The following is a 15,208-nucleotide window of genomic DNA, read 5'->3' on the forward strand; positions in this document are numbered from 1 at the left end:
AGGTTTCTAAAACCTGTGAGGTCTTATTCGATTCTAACTTAATTTCTTCTTCACTATCACAGAAATGGTCTTCCCATCTGCCTTGCCGGCCAGCTCCTGGGATGCTCTCCCCATTACTTTGCCCATATCCTTCATACCACTGGCGCCGGTCTCTGCAATGATCTCATCAACTTTTTCCTCGATTTCCTCAGCTGTCATTTGCTCCGGTAAAAAGATGCTTATTACCTCTGCCTGCTCGATCTCGGGCTGGGCAAGGTCTTCTCTTCCCTGCTCCCGGTAAATTGCGGCGCTATCCCTGCGCTGCTTTACCAGTTTTTGCAAAAGCTTTAGCTCTTCCTCTTCTGTAAGACCATCTTTTGATGAACTCTCAGTCTGCGCAAGTAAAATGCCGCTTTTAATGGCACGCAATGCCTCCAGCTTGCCGGCATCCTTTGCGCGCATAGCCGCTTTCATTTCTGTCATTACCCGTTCCTGTAAGCTCATTTTCTTCTTGTATTAAAGGACTGCGAAGATAAAAATAAAACCCGAAATCCTGCAAGGAATTTCGGGTTTAAAAAAGTGTAAAACCAGTTATTAATCTACGTTATCGTGCAGGAAGGAGTTGTTGCTCCTAAACCTTAGATCATCTTTATCGCCACCACCAAGACTTGTCCTGGAAAGCTTTTCCTCTCCCGGCCTTGAGCTGTCAAGATCTATCCCGGCACGCTTATATGCAGGCTGTCTTTCTATCTCCTCTATTTGGGCTGCATTGTTCCTGAACTTGTAATTGAACTCCTTCATCTTTGCTCTTCTCTCTGCCGCCCTGGCGATAAGGCTTTCAGAAATAGGATTATTAAAGGGATCGTGTTCCTCACCCTGCACCTGTTCCTGTGGTTTCGGAGCAACTGTTTTCTTTTCAAAAACAACCTCCTCCTCTTCAGGTTTCTTAGGGGTGGGCTTTGATTTCTTCAGCATTTGCTCCACTTCCATATAATCATCCAGGCTGTAACGTTTCACCCCTGTCGCAGTACTCTCTGTAACCGGAATGATCTCAATGGGTTCATTCACTTCCATTTCCCGGGTTTCCTCGCTAAGATTGTGGATTACTTTTTTGGGAGCCGGTTTTTCAACCGACTGCTTTGTTTGCCTGTTCTCATTTTGAATTGCAGGCTTCTTCTCTTCTTCCTTCTTATTATTTATTGGAAAATCAAAAGTGAACATAAATTGCTCTTCTGAATCGTTTTTGATCTCCTCAGGCTCATTCACCTCTATTTCTTTGGCTGCGGAAGAGGTATCGGTAATGATAAAATTTTCCTCCTCATAGTTCACCTCCTCATAGATCACATCCATATTACGTGCACTGGGAGGAGTGTTTAAATTATCGTTTTTTGGCGGTGCCTCCACCTCCTCGATCTCCTCATCCAAAGTATGAACGATCTTTGGAGCCTCATTACCTGAAGCAGTATCCTCAGGAAGCTGTCTCCCGTTATCAAATTTTGCGGCAGAAAAGTTGTGCTCTGCTCTTTGCTCGTCCTCCAGGGTATGGATGATCTTCTTTGTTTCTGTATTTACAATTTCATTTTGGGTATCTACATTGAAACCTGTTGCAATAATAGTTACTGCAATAGCATCTTCAAGGGCTTCATCTTCCCCAACCCCCATAATGATGTTGGCGCTGTGGCCGGCCTCGGTTTGGATGTGGTCGTTGATCTCCCCAATTTCATCTATAGTGATCTCTTCTGAACCTGAAACGATGAGCAGTAAAACGTTCTTGGCTCCTTTGATCTTGTTGTCATTAAGCAAAGGGGAATCCAGCGCCTTTATGATGGCATCATTGGCACGGTTGGCACCAGATGCGGTTGCAGAACCCATAATAGCAGTACCACTATTGCTCAACACCGTCTTGGCATCCCGCAAGTCAATGTTTTGAGTATAGTGATGCGTTATTACCTCTGCAATCCCGCGGGAAGCAGTGGCAAGGACCTCATCTGCCTTCGAGAACCCGGCTTTGAATCCAAGGTTACCATATACCTCCCTGAGTTTATTGTTGTTTATAACGATGAGGGAATCCACGTGGCTGCGAAGTTTTTCAACTCCCTGCTGCGCCTGCTCGTTCCTCATTTTTCCTTCAAACTGAAAAGGAATGGTAACTATCCCCACAGTGAGAATGTCCATTTCCTTTGCCTGTTTCGCGATAATAGGTGCAGCCCCTGTACCAGTTCCTCCACCCATTCCTGCAGTAATGAACACCATTTTTGTATTGGTATCCAGCATACGTTTGATCTCCTCAAAACTTTCTACTGCTGCCTGTTCTCCAATTTGGGGATTTGCTCCGGCCCCCAGTCCTTCAGTAAGGCTCACGCCCAGCTGAATTTTATTTGGTACCGTACTGTTCTCCAAGGCCTGTGCATCGGTATTGCAAATAACGAAATCTACCCCCTTGATCCCTTGCTGGAACATGTGATTGATCGCGTTGCTTCCTCCACCACCTACACCAATAACCTTAATAACGTTCGATTGGTTCTTGGGTAAATCGAATGAAATGTTCTCGAAATCTGTACTGCTCATAAATCCTGTTTTACTGGTTCTCTACTCTATTACTCTGCGTTATCTAAAAAATCTTTAAACTTCTCTGCCCACTTGTCAAAAATGCTCTTCTTTGGCCGGCGCTCTTCTTCCTGCCTGTATTCCTCCTCATTTTGACTCTCTTCCTGCCGGGCAACTTCCTCTGCCGGTTTTTCTTCAGGTTTTAAATTCACCTGCTCCTGGAACCGGGCATTCTTTTGCTCCAGGCTGTTAAGCACCAATCCTACCGCCGTAGCATAAAGCGGGCTGGTAGTTTCAGAATCGCTGTTACCTGCCAGGTGCTCGTTTGGATAACCTATCCTGGTATCCATCCCGGTGATATATTCAGCCAGCTGCTTTAAATGCTTAAGCTGGGCACCACCACCGGTGATCACCATCCCGGCGATCAATTTTTTCTTTTGCTCCTCGTGACCGTAATTCTTGATCTCAAGGTATACCTGCTCAATGATCTCTACCACACGGGCGTGAATGATCTTGGACAGATTCTTCAAGGTAATTTCCTTTGGCTCCCTGCCCCTAAGGCCCGGGATGGAAACTATCTCATTGTCTTTATTCTCTCCCGGCCAGGCAGATCCGAATTTTATCTTCAGCAACTCTGCCTGCTTTTCTATTATGGAACAGCCTTCCTTGATATCCTCTGTGATCACATTACCCCCAAACGGGATAACGGCGGTATGCCTTATTATTCCATCTTTAAAGATCGCAAGGTCTGTGGTACCACCTCCTATGTCAATTAAAGCAACTCCCGCTTCCTTTTCCTCCTGGCTCAAAACCGCGTTGGCCGATGCCAGTGGCTCGAGGGTAACTGCTGAAAGTTCCAGGCCGGCGCTCTTCACACATCTTCCAATGTTCCTTATGGAGGATACCTGCCCCACGACGACGTGGAAATTGGCTTCCAGCCTGCCACCATACATTCCAATTGGCTCCTTGATCTCTGCCTGCCCGTCCACTTTAAACTCCTGTGGCAACACGTGAATGATCTCCTCTCCCGGTAGCATCACCAGCTTATGTACCTGGTTGCAAAGGGTATGGATATCATCATTATCAATTACCTCATCGGGGTTTGGCCTGGTGATGTAATCGCTGTGTTGTAAACTTCTTATGTGCTGGCCGGCTATCCCCACCACCACGTCATGAATCTTTAATCCGCTATCTGCTTCTGCTTCCTGTATTGCCAGTTGAATGGACTGGATGGTTTGGGTGATATTATTCACCACTCCCCTGTGAACCCCCATACTTTTGGATTTTCCTATCCCAATGATCTCCACCTTCCCATATTCATTCTTACGGCCTATCATGGCCACTATCTTTGTGGTTCCAATATCCAGGCCTACGGCAATGTCGTTCTCTTCCATACCTTATTTTTTAGTGCATACAACCTGATTTCCAAATTGCAGATCCACCATTTTGTAAGTATTTAATAATTCGTCCTTATGCGCTTTTTTATAAAACGCCTTGAAATTGTTGAACTTGGTATCCAGATTTTCAACCTTTCCAAAAAATATATCAAAATCCATCTTTCTCACATCCAGCTCATAATGCCCTCCGGTTTTCCTGTGTACCCCTGTGATGTGTTGCTGCAGGAATTCATCATTATAAATAAAATCCAGCAAAGGATATACTTCTTTTATCTCATTTTCCCCAATTCCCGTGATCACGGGAACCCTGGCAGAATAGTACGGCGAAAGGGGCATCTTATCCCCTAACCTGTCCACGTAAAAAATTTCTGCCCCAAATACTCTTCCTATTGGCCTGCGCTGATTTATAGTGGTTTTGAGCACCCCGTCCAGGGTAACAAAAACCTCGGCATTTTCTACCATATCATGTGCCCGCAGCACCTTCTCAACCCTATTCAAATCTAAAGTTTCTTTAACTACACCCGTAGCAGTGACATTATTTTGTATTAACAATTTATTAACCGCTTCCTCAGTGACATACAGGTTTTCAAATTCCATAAATTGCACCTCTACCTTGTTTATTTCCCGGCTGTTATTCCTCTTTTCAGCAAAGCCGAAAAGGAAGATCAATGCCGCAAGCAGGAGAAATGCTTTTATGTAATTATAATTAATCTTCATTAGCCAGTTTTTCAGTCACTTTATTGATCATTTCCCCAATGTTACCTGCACCCATCATCACCACAACCTTCGCCTGTGAATTGCGAATTTCTTTCTCAATATCACCCTCCGATATCAGCTTTTTATCCTCATTTTCTATTTTGTCCAAAAGCCATTCAGAAGTCACTCCTTCTATGGGTTTTTCTCTTGCAGGATAAATATCCAGCAGCCTTACCTCATCAAACCTTGAGAGACTTTCAGCAAAGTCATCGGCAAAATCCCTGGTCCTGGAAAACAGGTGGGGCTGGAAGATCGCCAGTACCTTTTTACGAGGGTGCATTTCCTTAACGGCCTGGTATACTGCAGCGATCTCTGTAGGGTGATGTGCGTAGTCATCTATAAGCACCAGCTCCTTTGTTTTGATCCTGTAGGAAAACCTCCGTTTTACTCCTTTAAAACTAAATAAAGCCCTGGCAAGCTCCGGGGATGGGGCCCCGTATTCCAATGCCATTGCCAGGGCCGTAACCGCATTCTGCAAATTGTGTTTGCCGGGTAGATTGCACTGTAAATTATCTATAGTAATGGTGGGTGTACGCAAATCAAAATGATAGGTGCCATTGTCCACTTTTACGTTTATAGCTGAATATGTTGCATCATCCTTCACTCCCACCGTTGTACCCGGCAGGTCCAGTCCATTTGCGATGAAAAGCTTTCCATTTTCAGGAACAAGGGCAGCAAAATCCCGGAAGGATTCATTTAATTTTTCGGCATCACCATAGATGTCCAAATGATCTGCATCCATAGATGTTATCGCCGCGATGTTTGGCGAAAGCTTCAGGAAAGACCTGTCAAACTCATCGGCCTCCACCACCATAACCTCATCTCCCTGCATAATGAGATTGGTGTTTATATCTTCACTTATTCCGCCTAGGAAAGCAGTTACCTTAGCGCCAGACTTGCTCAACAAATGCCCCAGGATAGCTGTGGTAGTGGTCTTTCCATGGGTACCGGCCACTGCCAGGGTGAATTTATCTTTAGTGATCATCCCCAGCACCTCTGCGCGTTTCTTAATATTAAAACCTTTCTTTTTGAAATAATTATACTGCTTATGGTCGGCCGGCACTGCAGGAGTATATACCACCAGGGTATTCTCCACATCCTTGAAAGCCTGCGGCACCTTTGCCACTTCATCCTCCAGGATAAGCTTTATACCTTCTTCCTCCAGGGAGGCTGTAAGATCTGTTGCTGTTTTATCATATCCTGCCACCTTCTTACCCTGCGCATTAAAATATCGTGCAAGGGCACTCATGCCTATCCCGCCAATGCCGAGAAAGTAAAAATTCTGTATGTTATCTATCTTTTTCAAAATTATCTCCTTCTTTTTATAAAGTAACCCCGGGTGTTGTGCCGAAATACCTCACGCTCATCATACTTTGATGAATTTTTCTATTTCATCTACAATAGCTGCGGTAGCCATAGGCCTCGCCAGCTTTTTAATATTTTCTGATAGTTCCTCCTGTACCTCCCTGTTCTCCAACATAAGTGTTATGGTATCTTCAAATTCCCCCAGCAGGTCATCCTCCTTAATCATAAATGCCGCCTTTTTACTTACAATAGACATAGCATTTTTAAGCTGATGGTCCTCTGCCACATTGGGGGAGGGTATAAAAAGCACCGGCTTTCCTACTATACATAATTCTGAAACAGTACCCGCACCGGCACGCGAGATTATAACATCTGCCGCGGCATACGCAAGGTCCATCCTGTTTAGAAAAGCATAGGTTTTGATAGTTTCTGTATCAAACTTTTTATAATCATCATAGTAAAGGGAACCTGTTTGCCATATTACCTGCACTTCATTCCTTTCAAAATACGCAAGATTGGCTTCTATTAATTTATTGATCTTGCGGGCCCCCAGGCTTCCTCCAAGCACCAGCAATGTCTTTTTACCCGATTTTGTTCCGTAAAACTCCCTGGCTTCTTCCCGCTTTTGATCAATATTCGTTATATCCTGTCGCACAGGATTACCGGTTACCCGAATCTTTTCAGCAGGGAAATACCTTTCCAGGTTTTCATAAGCCGTACAAATCACATTGGCTTCCTTACCCAGCATCCTGTTGGTAATACCTGGATAGGAATTTTGTTCCTGTATGAGCGTGGGGATCTTCTTATTATTTGCCATTTTAAGTAGGGGACCACTTGCGAACCCACCTGTTCCAATCACCACATGAGGTTTGAAATATCCCAGGATCTGGTTTGCCTTTACAAGGCTGCTCACCAGTTTCAAAGGGAAAGCCAGATTTCTAAGGGAGAATTTCCTGTCTATACCACTTATCCATAGGCCTTCGATAGGGTAACCTGCTTCTGGCACTTTAGTCATTTCCATTCTATCCTTTGCACCCACAAAAAGAATATCTGCCAGGGGATATCTGCTCTTGATCTCATCGGCAATAGAAATTGCGGGATAAATATGACCCCCGGTGCCTCCTCCTGATATTATTACGTTTAGTTCCTTCATATGGCTTCACTTAAAATATCCAACGGATTCTCCTCCTCGTGTTCCCTGGCTTCCGATTCTTTAATTTCTTCTCTCTTTGCGCTTACACTAAGAACAATTCCCAGGGCCAGGCAGGTCATCCAGATGGATGTTCCCCCGCTGCTTATAAGCGGAAGGGTTTGGCCGGTCACGGGAAATAATTCCACCGCTACAGCCATATTCACCAGGGCCTGGAACACTATGGGCAATCCAACCCCCATCACTACCAGCTTTCCAAAAATAGTGTCGGCCTTTGTAGCTACAATAACTATTCTAAACAACAACATTAAATACGCCAACATCACACCAAAACCTCCAATAAGTCCCATTTCCTCCACAATGATGGCATAAATAAAATCTGATGACGACTGTGGCAGGAAATTACGCTGCACACTTTTTCCAATTCCGGCGCCGGCTACCCCACCACGTGCGATGGCGATCTTTGCCTTCTCGATCTGGTAATCGGCCTCAGTATCTTCCCCGTTAGAGAAGTTTTCTATCCTGCTAGTCCATGTATCTACCCTGTTGGGCATTAATCCCGGGAATGCCTTGGCTACAAGTATAAAAAAGGTTAGAGCAATCAATCCCGCTCCCATAACGATCCCAATGTATCTTAGCGGATATCCTCCCAAAAACACCAGCACAATAACCATCGTAAAAATGATCGCGGTGGTAGAGAAGTTTGCGGGAAGGATGAGGGCAAGCACAACAAATACCGGCATCCATAATGGCAAAATTGTTTCTTTAAAGGTCACTTCCTTATCGGCTATCCTGGTTAGGTATCGAGCTACATAAATGAGCAGCACTACAGCGGCCAGCGTGGAAGACTGGAAGGTCACTCCCACGACCGGGATCTGTATCCAGCGGCTTGCATACGAGCCGTCGATTGTGGTTCCCTGTGCGATTGTATAGATTAACAATACCACCACAATGGGCAGCATTAAGATCGAAAGGCCTTTGAAATAGTGATAAGGGATCCTGTGAATAGCATATAACAAACAGAAGCCCAGCAACAGGTGAAAGAAATGCACCACCAAATAATTAAAAGTACTACCATCCCCGTATAAATATGCGATATTACTACTGGAGCTGTACACCGGTAAAAATGAGAACAGGGCCAGCAATCCGGCTGTCGCCCAGATCACTTTATCTCCCTTTAAATTTGAAAAAACGCTGCTCATTCCTGGTTGGTGTTTGTTGTTTGGTGTTTGGTGTTTGGTGTTTGGTGTTATTTTGTCCTGTTTCTCTGTTCTTGGTTCTTGGTTCTTGGTTCTTGGTTCTTGGTTCTTGGTTCTTGGTTCTTGGTTCTTGGTTCTTGGTTCTTGGTTCTTGGTTCTTGGTTCTTGGTTCCGGAAGACGCAGCGTGCTGCGTCTCTACATTAAATTTATCAATTCATAACTCATAACTCTTAACTCTTAACTTCTTTAGAGGTTCCTCACCGCATCCTTAAACTGCCTCCCCCTGTCCTCGTAATTCTCGAACAGGTCAAAACTTGCGCAGGCCGGGGATAGCAAAACGGCATTACCTTTATCGGCTATTTTATAGGCCATTTGCACAGCCTCTGCCATAGACTGGGTCTCACTCATCAATTCCACACAATTACCAAACGCCTCAAATATCTTTGAGTTGTCCACTCCAAGACAAATAATCGCCTTTACTTTTTCATTAACCAGCGGCAGCAATTCGGCATAATTATTTCCTTTATCCACCCCCCCAACTATCCACACAGTCTCTGTGTCCATGCTGTCCAGTGCGTAATAAGTGGCGTTGATATTCGTTGCCTTGGAATCATTGATATAAAGTACATTATTGATCTTAAGCACTTTCTCCAGGCGATGTTCAACTCCCTGGAAGCTCTCCATACTGGCACGTATGGTCTCTTTTCTTATTCTTAATAACTGGGCTATGGTTGAGGCAGCCATCGCATTTTTGGTGTTGTGTTGACCTTCAAGTGCTAGAGACGATTTAGGCATAATAAATTGGGTGTTTTGTGTAGTTATTTTAATGTTGTTATCTTCTAAATAGGCGCCATTTTCAAGTTTTTGGCTTACAGAGAATGGCAACTCCTTAGCCTTTACAGGATGATCTTTAAGCCAGGATTTGATAAGCTCATCATCACTGTCATATATAAAGAAATCCTCTTCTGTTTGATTCTTTGTTATTCTGAATTTTGAGGCTACATATTCCTCAAGGTTATAGTTGTACCTGTCCAGATGGTCTGGAGTAATATTGACAATAGCTGAAATATGCGGCCTGAAACTCTCAATCCCGTCCAGCTGAAAACTGCTAAGTTCCAGAACATAATAATCAACGTTTGTCTCTGCTACCTGCAGGGCAAAACTATCACCTACATTCCCCGCCATACCAACATTCAAACCTGCATTTTTAAGGATATGGTACGTCCATTTTGTGGTAGTGGTCTTGCCGTTGCTACCTGTAATACCAATGATGGTAGCATCTGTATATTTACCTGCAAATTCTATCTCTGAGATCACAGGAATATTCTTTTCTTTCAACTTCACCACCAATGGAGCAGTATCTGGTATACCGGGGCTTTTCATCACCACATCTGCGGAAAGTATCCTTTCTTCTGAATGTATCTCCTCTTCCCACTCTACTCCTATTTCTCCGAGCTTATTCTTGTATTTCTCCTTAATCCTTCCACGATCTGAAACAAAAACCTCGAACCCCTGCTTCAACGCCAAAACAGCCGTCCCCACCCCGCTTTCGCCGGCTCCAAGAATTGCTATTTTTTGTTTTGTTGTCATTGTGTTGTGTTTGGTGTTTGGTGTTTGGTGTTTGGTGTTATTTTGTTCTTTGTTCTTGTCTCTTGTCTCTTGTCTCTTGTCTCTTGTCTCTTGTCTCTTGTCTCTTGTCTCTTGTCTCTTGTCTCTTGTCTCTTGTCTCTTGTCTCTTGTCTCTTGAAGACGCAGCGTGCTGCGTCTCTACAGGATTACCTAACCTTCAACGTTACTACTGTTACGATGGCCAGGAAAATTCCAACGATCCAGAATCTTACAACTATCTTGCTTTCGTGTAATCCTAATTTTTGATAATGATGATGCAGCGGGGACATTAAAAATATCCTTCTGCCTTCTCCGTATTTTCTTTTGGTGATCTTGAACCAGGTTACCTGCAGCACTACCGATAGATTTTCCACAAGGAAGATTCCGCAGAGAATAGGGATCAGCAATTCTTTTCTTGTTGCTATGGCCAGCACCGCGATTATCCCTCCAATGGTAAGGCTTCCTGTGTCTCCCATAAAAACCTGGGCAGGAAAAGTGTTATACCATAGGAACCCCACTAATGCCCCTGCTAAGGCGGTGATATATATGGTCATTTCCCCCGAACTGGGGATGTACATAATGTTGAGATAATCTGAAAAGATGATGTTACCCGATACCCATGCAAAGATCCCCAGGGTGAGCACGATGATTGCCGAGGAACCTGCGGCGAGACCGTCAATTCCATCTGTAAGGTTTGCGCCATTCGATACGGCTGTCACAATAAAGATTACTATGGGAATGAAAATAAGCCAGGCGTAACTTACCAGGTTTGGATTTATCCAGGTGATAAGGCTGGCATAATCAAATTCATTATTTTTTACAAAAGGAATAGTCGTGGTGGTACTCTTGGTGCCGGGGCCTGCTGCACTGGAGGCCTCCTGGGCCTGTTCCACGAATTGGGTATTCCTTATTGCCGGCACATTTGTTTCTTCCTTCACAGTGATCCCGGGATGGAAATACATAGTAGCACCTACAATAAGCCCAAGGCCTACCTGGCCTATTACCTTAAATTTTCCGCTAAGGCCTTCTTTATCTTTCTTAAAGGTTTTTATGTAATCATCTATAAACCCAATAGTCCCCATCCATAGGGTGGTCACAATAAGCAGGATCACATAAATATTGTCCAGTCTTGCAAAAAGCAGCACCGGGATAAGGGTAGCGATGATAATTATCAACCCACCCATGGTAGGGGTTCCTGCCTTTTCACTCTGACCTTTCAAACCAAGGTCACGCACGCTTTCTCCTACTTGTTTCCTTAGCAGGTAATTAATGATCTTTTTACCGTAAATAGTAGAGATTCCCAAGGAGAAGATAATAGCCATGGCAGAGCGGAATGAAATAAATTCAAACAGCCCCGTGCCGGGGATATCATAGTTCTCATCCAGGAATTTGAATAAATAGTATAACATATCTTCTTTACGGCACCCCTGCAGGGATGGTTATTTTTCCAACTGAGTTAAAAATTCACTTACGATCTTGAAATCATCAAAATCTGTTCGCTTACCATTTATTTCCTGGTAAGTCTCATGGCCTTTTCCGGCAATAAGGATTATATCATTGGGCTGTGCCATCTGGCAGGCGGTTTTGATCGCCTGTTTCCTGTTCACAACAGCCATTGTCTTTTTAAAATTTTGCGGCTCTACCCCCTGTTCCATCTCTTCCAGGATTTTCTCAGGATCCTCTGTCCTGGGATTATCACTGGTGAAGATCACTTTTGTACTTAAAGCTGAGGCTATATGACCCATAACCGGCCTTTTGGTCTTATCCCTGTCTCCCCCACAGCCTACAACTGTGATCAATTCCTCATTTTTGGTCCTTATGGAGTTAATGGTTTCCAGTACATTCTTTAAAGCATCTGGGGTGTGGGCATAATCCACTATAGCCGTCACCTTCTTTGGAGTGACCACATATTGGAACCGGCCGCTTACAGATTCCAATTCACTTATGATGCGCAAATTTTCCTGAACATCAAGCCCTAACAACTCTCCCGTTGCGTAGATCGCCAGGATATTATAGGCATTGAAATTTCCAATAAGTTTAGACCAAACCTCATGTCCATTAAGCTTTAACAACAAGCCGCTAAACTGGTTTTCCAGGATTTGCGCGTTATAATCTGCATAGGATTTTAAAGCGTAGGTATATTTCTTTGCTTTGGTATTTTGCATCATCACCTGTCCGTTCTTATCATCAACATTTACAAGGGCAAAAGCCGATGATGGCAGCTCATCAAAAAGCACCTTCTTGACATCCCGGTATTCAGCAAAGTCTTTATGGTAATCAAGATGGTCGTGAGAAAGGTTTGTAAAGATGGCGCCCGCAAATTGCAATGCAGCCGTACGTTTTTGAGCGATCCCGTGAGAGCTCACCTCCATAAAGCAGAACTCTACCCCTTCCAGGTTCATCTTATGCAAATAAGAATTGATGGTAAGAGAGTCTGGGGTGGTATGGGTTGCAGGGTATTCCTGCTCTGCTACCATAACTTTTACTGTTGACAAAAGCCCCACTTTGAAACCTGCTTTTGTAAAGAGGTTATACAACAGGGTGGCGATAGTGGTTTTACCATTGGTACCGGTAACCCCCACAAGTTTTAGATTTGCTGAAGGATTGTCATAAAAATTTGCAGCCATGTAAGCCAGGGCAGTCTGGGAATTTGCAACCTGCACATAGGTTACCCCATTTACGATATTTGAAGGCAATTCTTCACATATCACAGCCAGGGCACCATTTTTAACCGCAGTGGTGATATACTGGTGGCCATCGACCACGGTACCTCTCACCGCTACAAAAACATCATTCAACTGCACCCTGCGGGAATCAAAGTGAATTTCATTAACTATCACTGCCGTGCTTCCCGCCACGGCTTCCATTGGTACTTTATATAATATGTCCTTTAAACTTTTCAACTTAATATAAGTGCTACTTTTTGTTTGGTCTTAATTTTTTCTCCAGGTGCTATGGATTGATCTTTCACATAACCATTCCCATTTACCTTTACATCCAGCCCCAGGTTCTCAAGAATGGACATAGCATCCATAACCGGCATCCCTTTTACATCTGGCATTAACCTCTTTTCATTTTGGGAGGTGGTGTAATATTTTTCAAAATCATTTAAGATGAGTTCGTTTTGGATGTCCAGGGACTCTATCTCATCTTCAACCGGGGTATCTGTATAGATCTTCTGGGCTATGCGTTTGAACACCGGCCCTGAAACATCGGCGCCGTAATATCCTGTGCTTACTTTTGGTTTGTGGATTATCACAATACTTGTGTACTTGGGATCTTCAGCAGGGAAATAACCTACGAAAGAGGAAATATACCTTCGGTTCGATTGCCAGTCTGGCATCCAGTATTCGGTTTGGGCTGTACCCGTTTTTCCGGCCATGGAGAAATTTGGGGAGTAAAGGCTTTTTCCCGTACCTTTTTCCACCACATTCTTCAGCATTTCCTGCACCTTAGAAATCGTTTCAGCAGAGGCAATCGAAGGATTGATGACTGTAAGGTCATTTTTTACGATTGTCTTATCCCACTCCTTAATTTCCTTGATAAATCGCGGCTTCACCATCACCCCTCCATTTGCAACTGCATTATAGAAAGTAAGGGTTTGCAATGGCGTAATTTGAATACTACCATATCCATAGGCCATCCACGGGAGGGATAAGGCGCTCCAGGTTTTATCTCCCGGGGTTGGAATATATGGCGCTCCTTCTCCTTTAATGGATAGGCCCAACGGCTCATTCAAATTCATCCTGTTTAGCCCGTCGATAAACTTTTGAGGTTTATCCTTATAGTTATCATAGATAAGTTTCACGATCCCAACGTTCGAGGAAACCTCAAATGCACGTCCTGCAGAAATTTTACCATAGCCCCCTCTTTTGGAATCACGTACATAGTTGCGACGAATGGTCATAATCCCATTTTCGGTATCTACCACTGTACTGGTATCTATTACCTTATCTTCCAGGGCAACGATCATCGCCATTAGCTTGAAAGTAGACCCGGGCTCGTGGGTTTCCCCAACAGCATAGTTTAGTTTTTCATAGTAGGTACCCTTGGAGGTGCGCCCCAGATTGGAGATAGCTTTGATCTCTCCGGTTTTTGTTTCCATCACCACCACAGTACCATGATCTGCCTCATATTTTTCCAGCTGGGCCAGTAAGGCGTGGTGAGCAATGTCCTGAATATTTACATCTATCGTGGAGATAACATCGTACCCATCCTTTGGCTCCACTTCATTATTATCACTTATTGGCTTCCATTGTCCCTTTGCTATCTTTTGTTTAAGCCGGTGACCATCTTTCCCTTCCAGGAAAGGCCCAAAAGCGCCTTCGAGACCCACCCGGGTATAGAAACCCTGATCATCCTTACGCTCATAACCAACCGTCCTGGCAGCCATAGCCCCAAGCGGATGCTCCCTTACCGTGCGCTGCTCTGTGATCATTCCTCCTTTATATGTACCAAGTTTGAACATAGGGAAGCTTTTCAACTTCATATAATCTGTATATCCCAGGTTCCTGGTGATAAGCAAATACCTGTTCTTGTTCACCCGTGCTGTACGCAGCTTTTGAGACCAGTGAGCCGGAGTTTGACCCAGCATATTGGAAAGCTCCCTGGAGAGGGCTGTGATATTCTCTTCGAAATTCTTATCTGTAACCGTTACTGCATCAAATCTTATGTCGTATTTAGAAATAGAAGTAGCAAGCAGATTGCCGTTGGTATCATATAAATTTCCGCGGTTGGCGGGAATGGTGAAATTGCGATAGGTACGCTCCTCTGCAAGCTGGTTGTACCTCTCCCCCTCAACAATTTGAATATTAAGCAACTGCACAGCTACCGCCACCGCAAAGATGAACATGCATCCTGCAATGATGTAGAGACGGTTAAGTATGTGCTTCTCTGTAGTTGCCACAGCAGATCTATTTATTTACTTTGATCTTAATTTTATAAGGAGGGGTCTCAGATGGGGCGATCCCCCTCCCTTTCATTTTTCCCGTGAGGGTAGATTCCATTTTTAATTTCATAAGGGCAGAGCGCACATCAACAAATTCATTCTTCAATTCCCTTACCTCATGATTGAGTCCTGCGATCCTGTGCACTTTTCTTTCAGCACTATGAGAGGATGCGATCATCACTATTGCCAGCAGGGTACAAAAAACTATAAAGCGCCAGTTTTGTACAGCATCACTGCTTATAAGAAACTTTGCCTTTAAGATGTTATAAAACCCTTTTTTCATCTTTAGTTTTTACTGAACCTTGCGGCTCTAAAGAT

12 protein-coding genes are annotated in these 15,208 nt (G+C 44.1%); all 12 read right to left on the reverse strand.

Features of this window, described 5'->3' with window-relative positions:
* Positions 1-33: 33 nt before the first annotated feature.
* The 12 genes from FHG64_RS06635 to FHG64_RS06695 all read right to left on the reverse strand — a co-directional run bounded on the left by FHG64_RS06635 (position 34) and on the right by FHG64_RS06695 (position 15,173).
* Positions 34-483, reverse strand: a complete 450-nt coding sequence (locus FHG64_RS06635) for a GatB/YqeY domain-containing protein (RefSeq protein WP_139065683.1) — start codon at positions 481-483, stop codon at positions 34-36.
* 90 nt (positions 484-573) lie between these two features.
* Positions 574-2,547 carry a cell division protein FtsZ gene (gene ftsZ, locus FHG64_RS06640; RefSeq protein WP_139065684.1) on the reverse strand — a complete coding sequence of 658 codons (1,974 nt, stop codon included), beginning with the start codon at positions 2,545-2,547 and terminating at the stop codon, positions 574-576.
* A gap of 29 nt (positions 2,548-2,576) precedes the next feature.
* Entirely contained in the window at positions 2,577-3,920 is a 1,344-nt protein-coding gene (gene ftsA / locus FHG64_RS06645) for a cell division protein FtsA (protein WP_139065685.1), read from the reverse strand.
* A gap of 3 nt (positions 3,921-3,923) precedes the next feature.
* The gene (locus FHG64_RS06650; RefSeq protein ID WP_139065686.1) at positions 3,924-4,640 is read right to left on the reverse strand and encodes a cell division protein FtsQ/DivIB; all 717 of its coding nucleotides are present in this window, start codon (positions 4,638-4,640) and stop codon (positions 3,924-3,926) included.
* Positions 4,630-5,985 (reverse strand): UDP-N-acetylmuramate--L-alanine ligase, encoded by a 1,356-nt coding sequence (gene murC / locus FHG64_RS06655; protein WP_139065687.1) that lies wholly within the window; start codon positions 5,983-5,985, stop codon positions 4,630-4,632. Before murC ends, FHG64_RS06650 begins: the two co-directional genes overlap by 11 nt.
* A gap of 60 nt (positions 5,986-6,045) precedes the next feature.
* Positions 6,046-7,137: an undecaprenyldiphospho-muramoylpentapeptide beta-N-acetylglucosaminyltransferase gene (murG, locus tag FHG64_RS06660; protein ID WP_139065688.1), complete on the reverse strand. Its 1,092-nt coding sequence runs from the start codon at positions 7,135-7,137 to the stop codon at positions 6,046-6,048.
* Positions 7,134-8,336, reverse strand: a complete 1,203-nt coding sequence (locus FHG64_RS06665; protein WP_139065689.1) for an FtsW/RodA/SpoVE family cell cycle protein — start codon at positions 8,334-8,336, stop codon at positions 7,134-7,136. Before FHG64_RS06665 ends, murG begins: the two co-directional genes overlap by 4 nt.
* Before the next feature lie 244 nt (positions 8,337-8,580).
* A complete protein-coding gene (gene murD / locus FHG64_RS06670) occupies positions 8,581-9,924 on the reverse strand; it encodes a UDP-N-acetylmuramoyl-L-alanine--D-glutamate ligase (RefSeq protein ID WP_139065690.1) in 1,344 nt (447 codons plus the stop codon).
* 185 nt (positions 9,925-10,109) lie between these two features.
* Positions 10,110-11,351 (reverse strand): phospho-N-acetylmuramoyl-pentapeptide-transferase, encoded by a 1,242-nt coding sequence (gene mraY / locus FHG64_RS06680; protein WP_139065692.1) that lies wholly within the window; start codon positions 11,349-11,351, stop codon positions 10,110-10,112.
* A gap of 30 nt (positions 11,352-11,381) precedes the next feature.
* On the reverse strand, positions 11,382-12,845 hold the full coding sequence (locus FHG64_RS06685; protein WP_139065693.1) for a UDP-N-acetylmuramoyl-L-alanyl-D-glutamate--2,6-diaminopimelate ligase: 1,464 nt from the start codon (positions 12,843-12,845) through the stop codon (positions 11,382-11,384).
* Positions 12,842-14,848, reverse strand: a complete 2,007-nt coding sequence (locus FHG64_RS06690; RefSeq protein ID WP_139065694.1) for a penicillin-binding protein — start codon at positions 14,846-14,848, stop codon at positions 12,842-12,844. Before FHG64_RS06690 ends, FHG64_RS06685 begins: the two co-directional genes overlap by 4 nt.
* A gap of 7 nt (positions 14,849-14,855) precedes the next feature.
* Positions 14,856-15,173, reverse strand: coding sequence for an FtsL-like putative cell division protein (locus FHG64_RS06695; RefSeq protein WP_139065695.1), 318 nt, complete (start codon positions 15,171-15,173; stop codon positions 14,856-14,858).
* Positions 15,174-15,208 lie beyond the last annotated feature (35 nt).

This window comes from Antarcticibacterium flavum, from assembly GCF_006159205.1.
Taxonomy (GTDB): domain Bacteria; phylum Bacteroidota; class Bacteroidia; order Flavobacteriales; family Flavobacteriaceae; genus Gillisia; species Gillisia flava.

Excerpts from the sequence above, each read along its gene's own strand:
- ftsA (WP_139065685.1), bottom strand. The coding sequence starts at position 3,920 with ATGGAAGAGAACGACATTGCCGTAGGCCTGGATATTGGAACCACAAAG.
- murG (WP_139065688.1), bottom strand. The coding sequence starts at position 7,137 with ATGAAGGAACTAAACGTAATAATATCAGGAGGAGGCACCGGGGGTCAT.
- FHG64_RS06665 (WP_139065689.1), bottom strand. The coding sequence starts at position 8,336 with ATGAGCAGCGTTTTTTCAAATTTAAAGGGAGATAAAGTGATCTGGGCG.
- ftsZ (WP_139065684.1), bottom strand. The coding sequence starts at position 2,547 with ATGAGCAGTACAGATTTCGAGAACATTTCATTCGATTTACCCAAGAAC.
- FHG64_RS06635 (WP_139065683.1), bottom strand. The coding sequence starts at position 483 with ATGAGCTTACAGGAACGGGTAATGACAGAAATGAAAGCGGCTATGCGC.
- FHG64_RS06695 (WP_139065695.1), bottom strand. The coding sequence starts at position 15,173 with ATGAAAAAAGGGTTTTATAACATCTTAAAGGCAAAGTTTCTTATAAGC.
- mraY (WP_139065692.1), bottom strand. The coding sequence starts at position 11,351 with ATGTTATACTATTTATTCAAATTCCTGGATGAGAACTATGATATCCCC.
- murD (WP_139065690.1), bottom strand. The coding sequence starts at position 9,924 with ATGACAACAAAACAAAAAATAGCAATTCTTGGAGCCGGCGAAAGCGGG.
- FHG64_RS06650 (WP_139065686.1), bottom strand. The coding sequence starts at position 4,640 with ATGAAGATTAATTATAATTACATAAAAGCATTTCTCCTGCTTGCGGCA.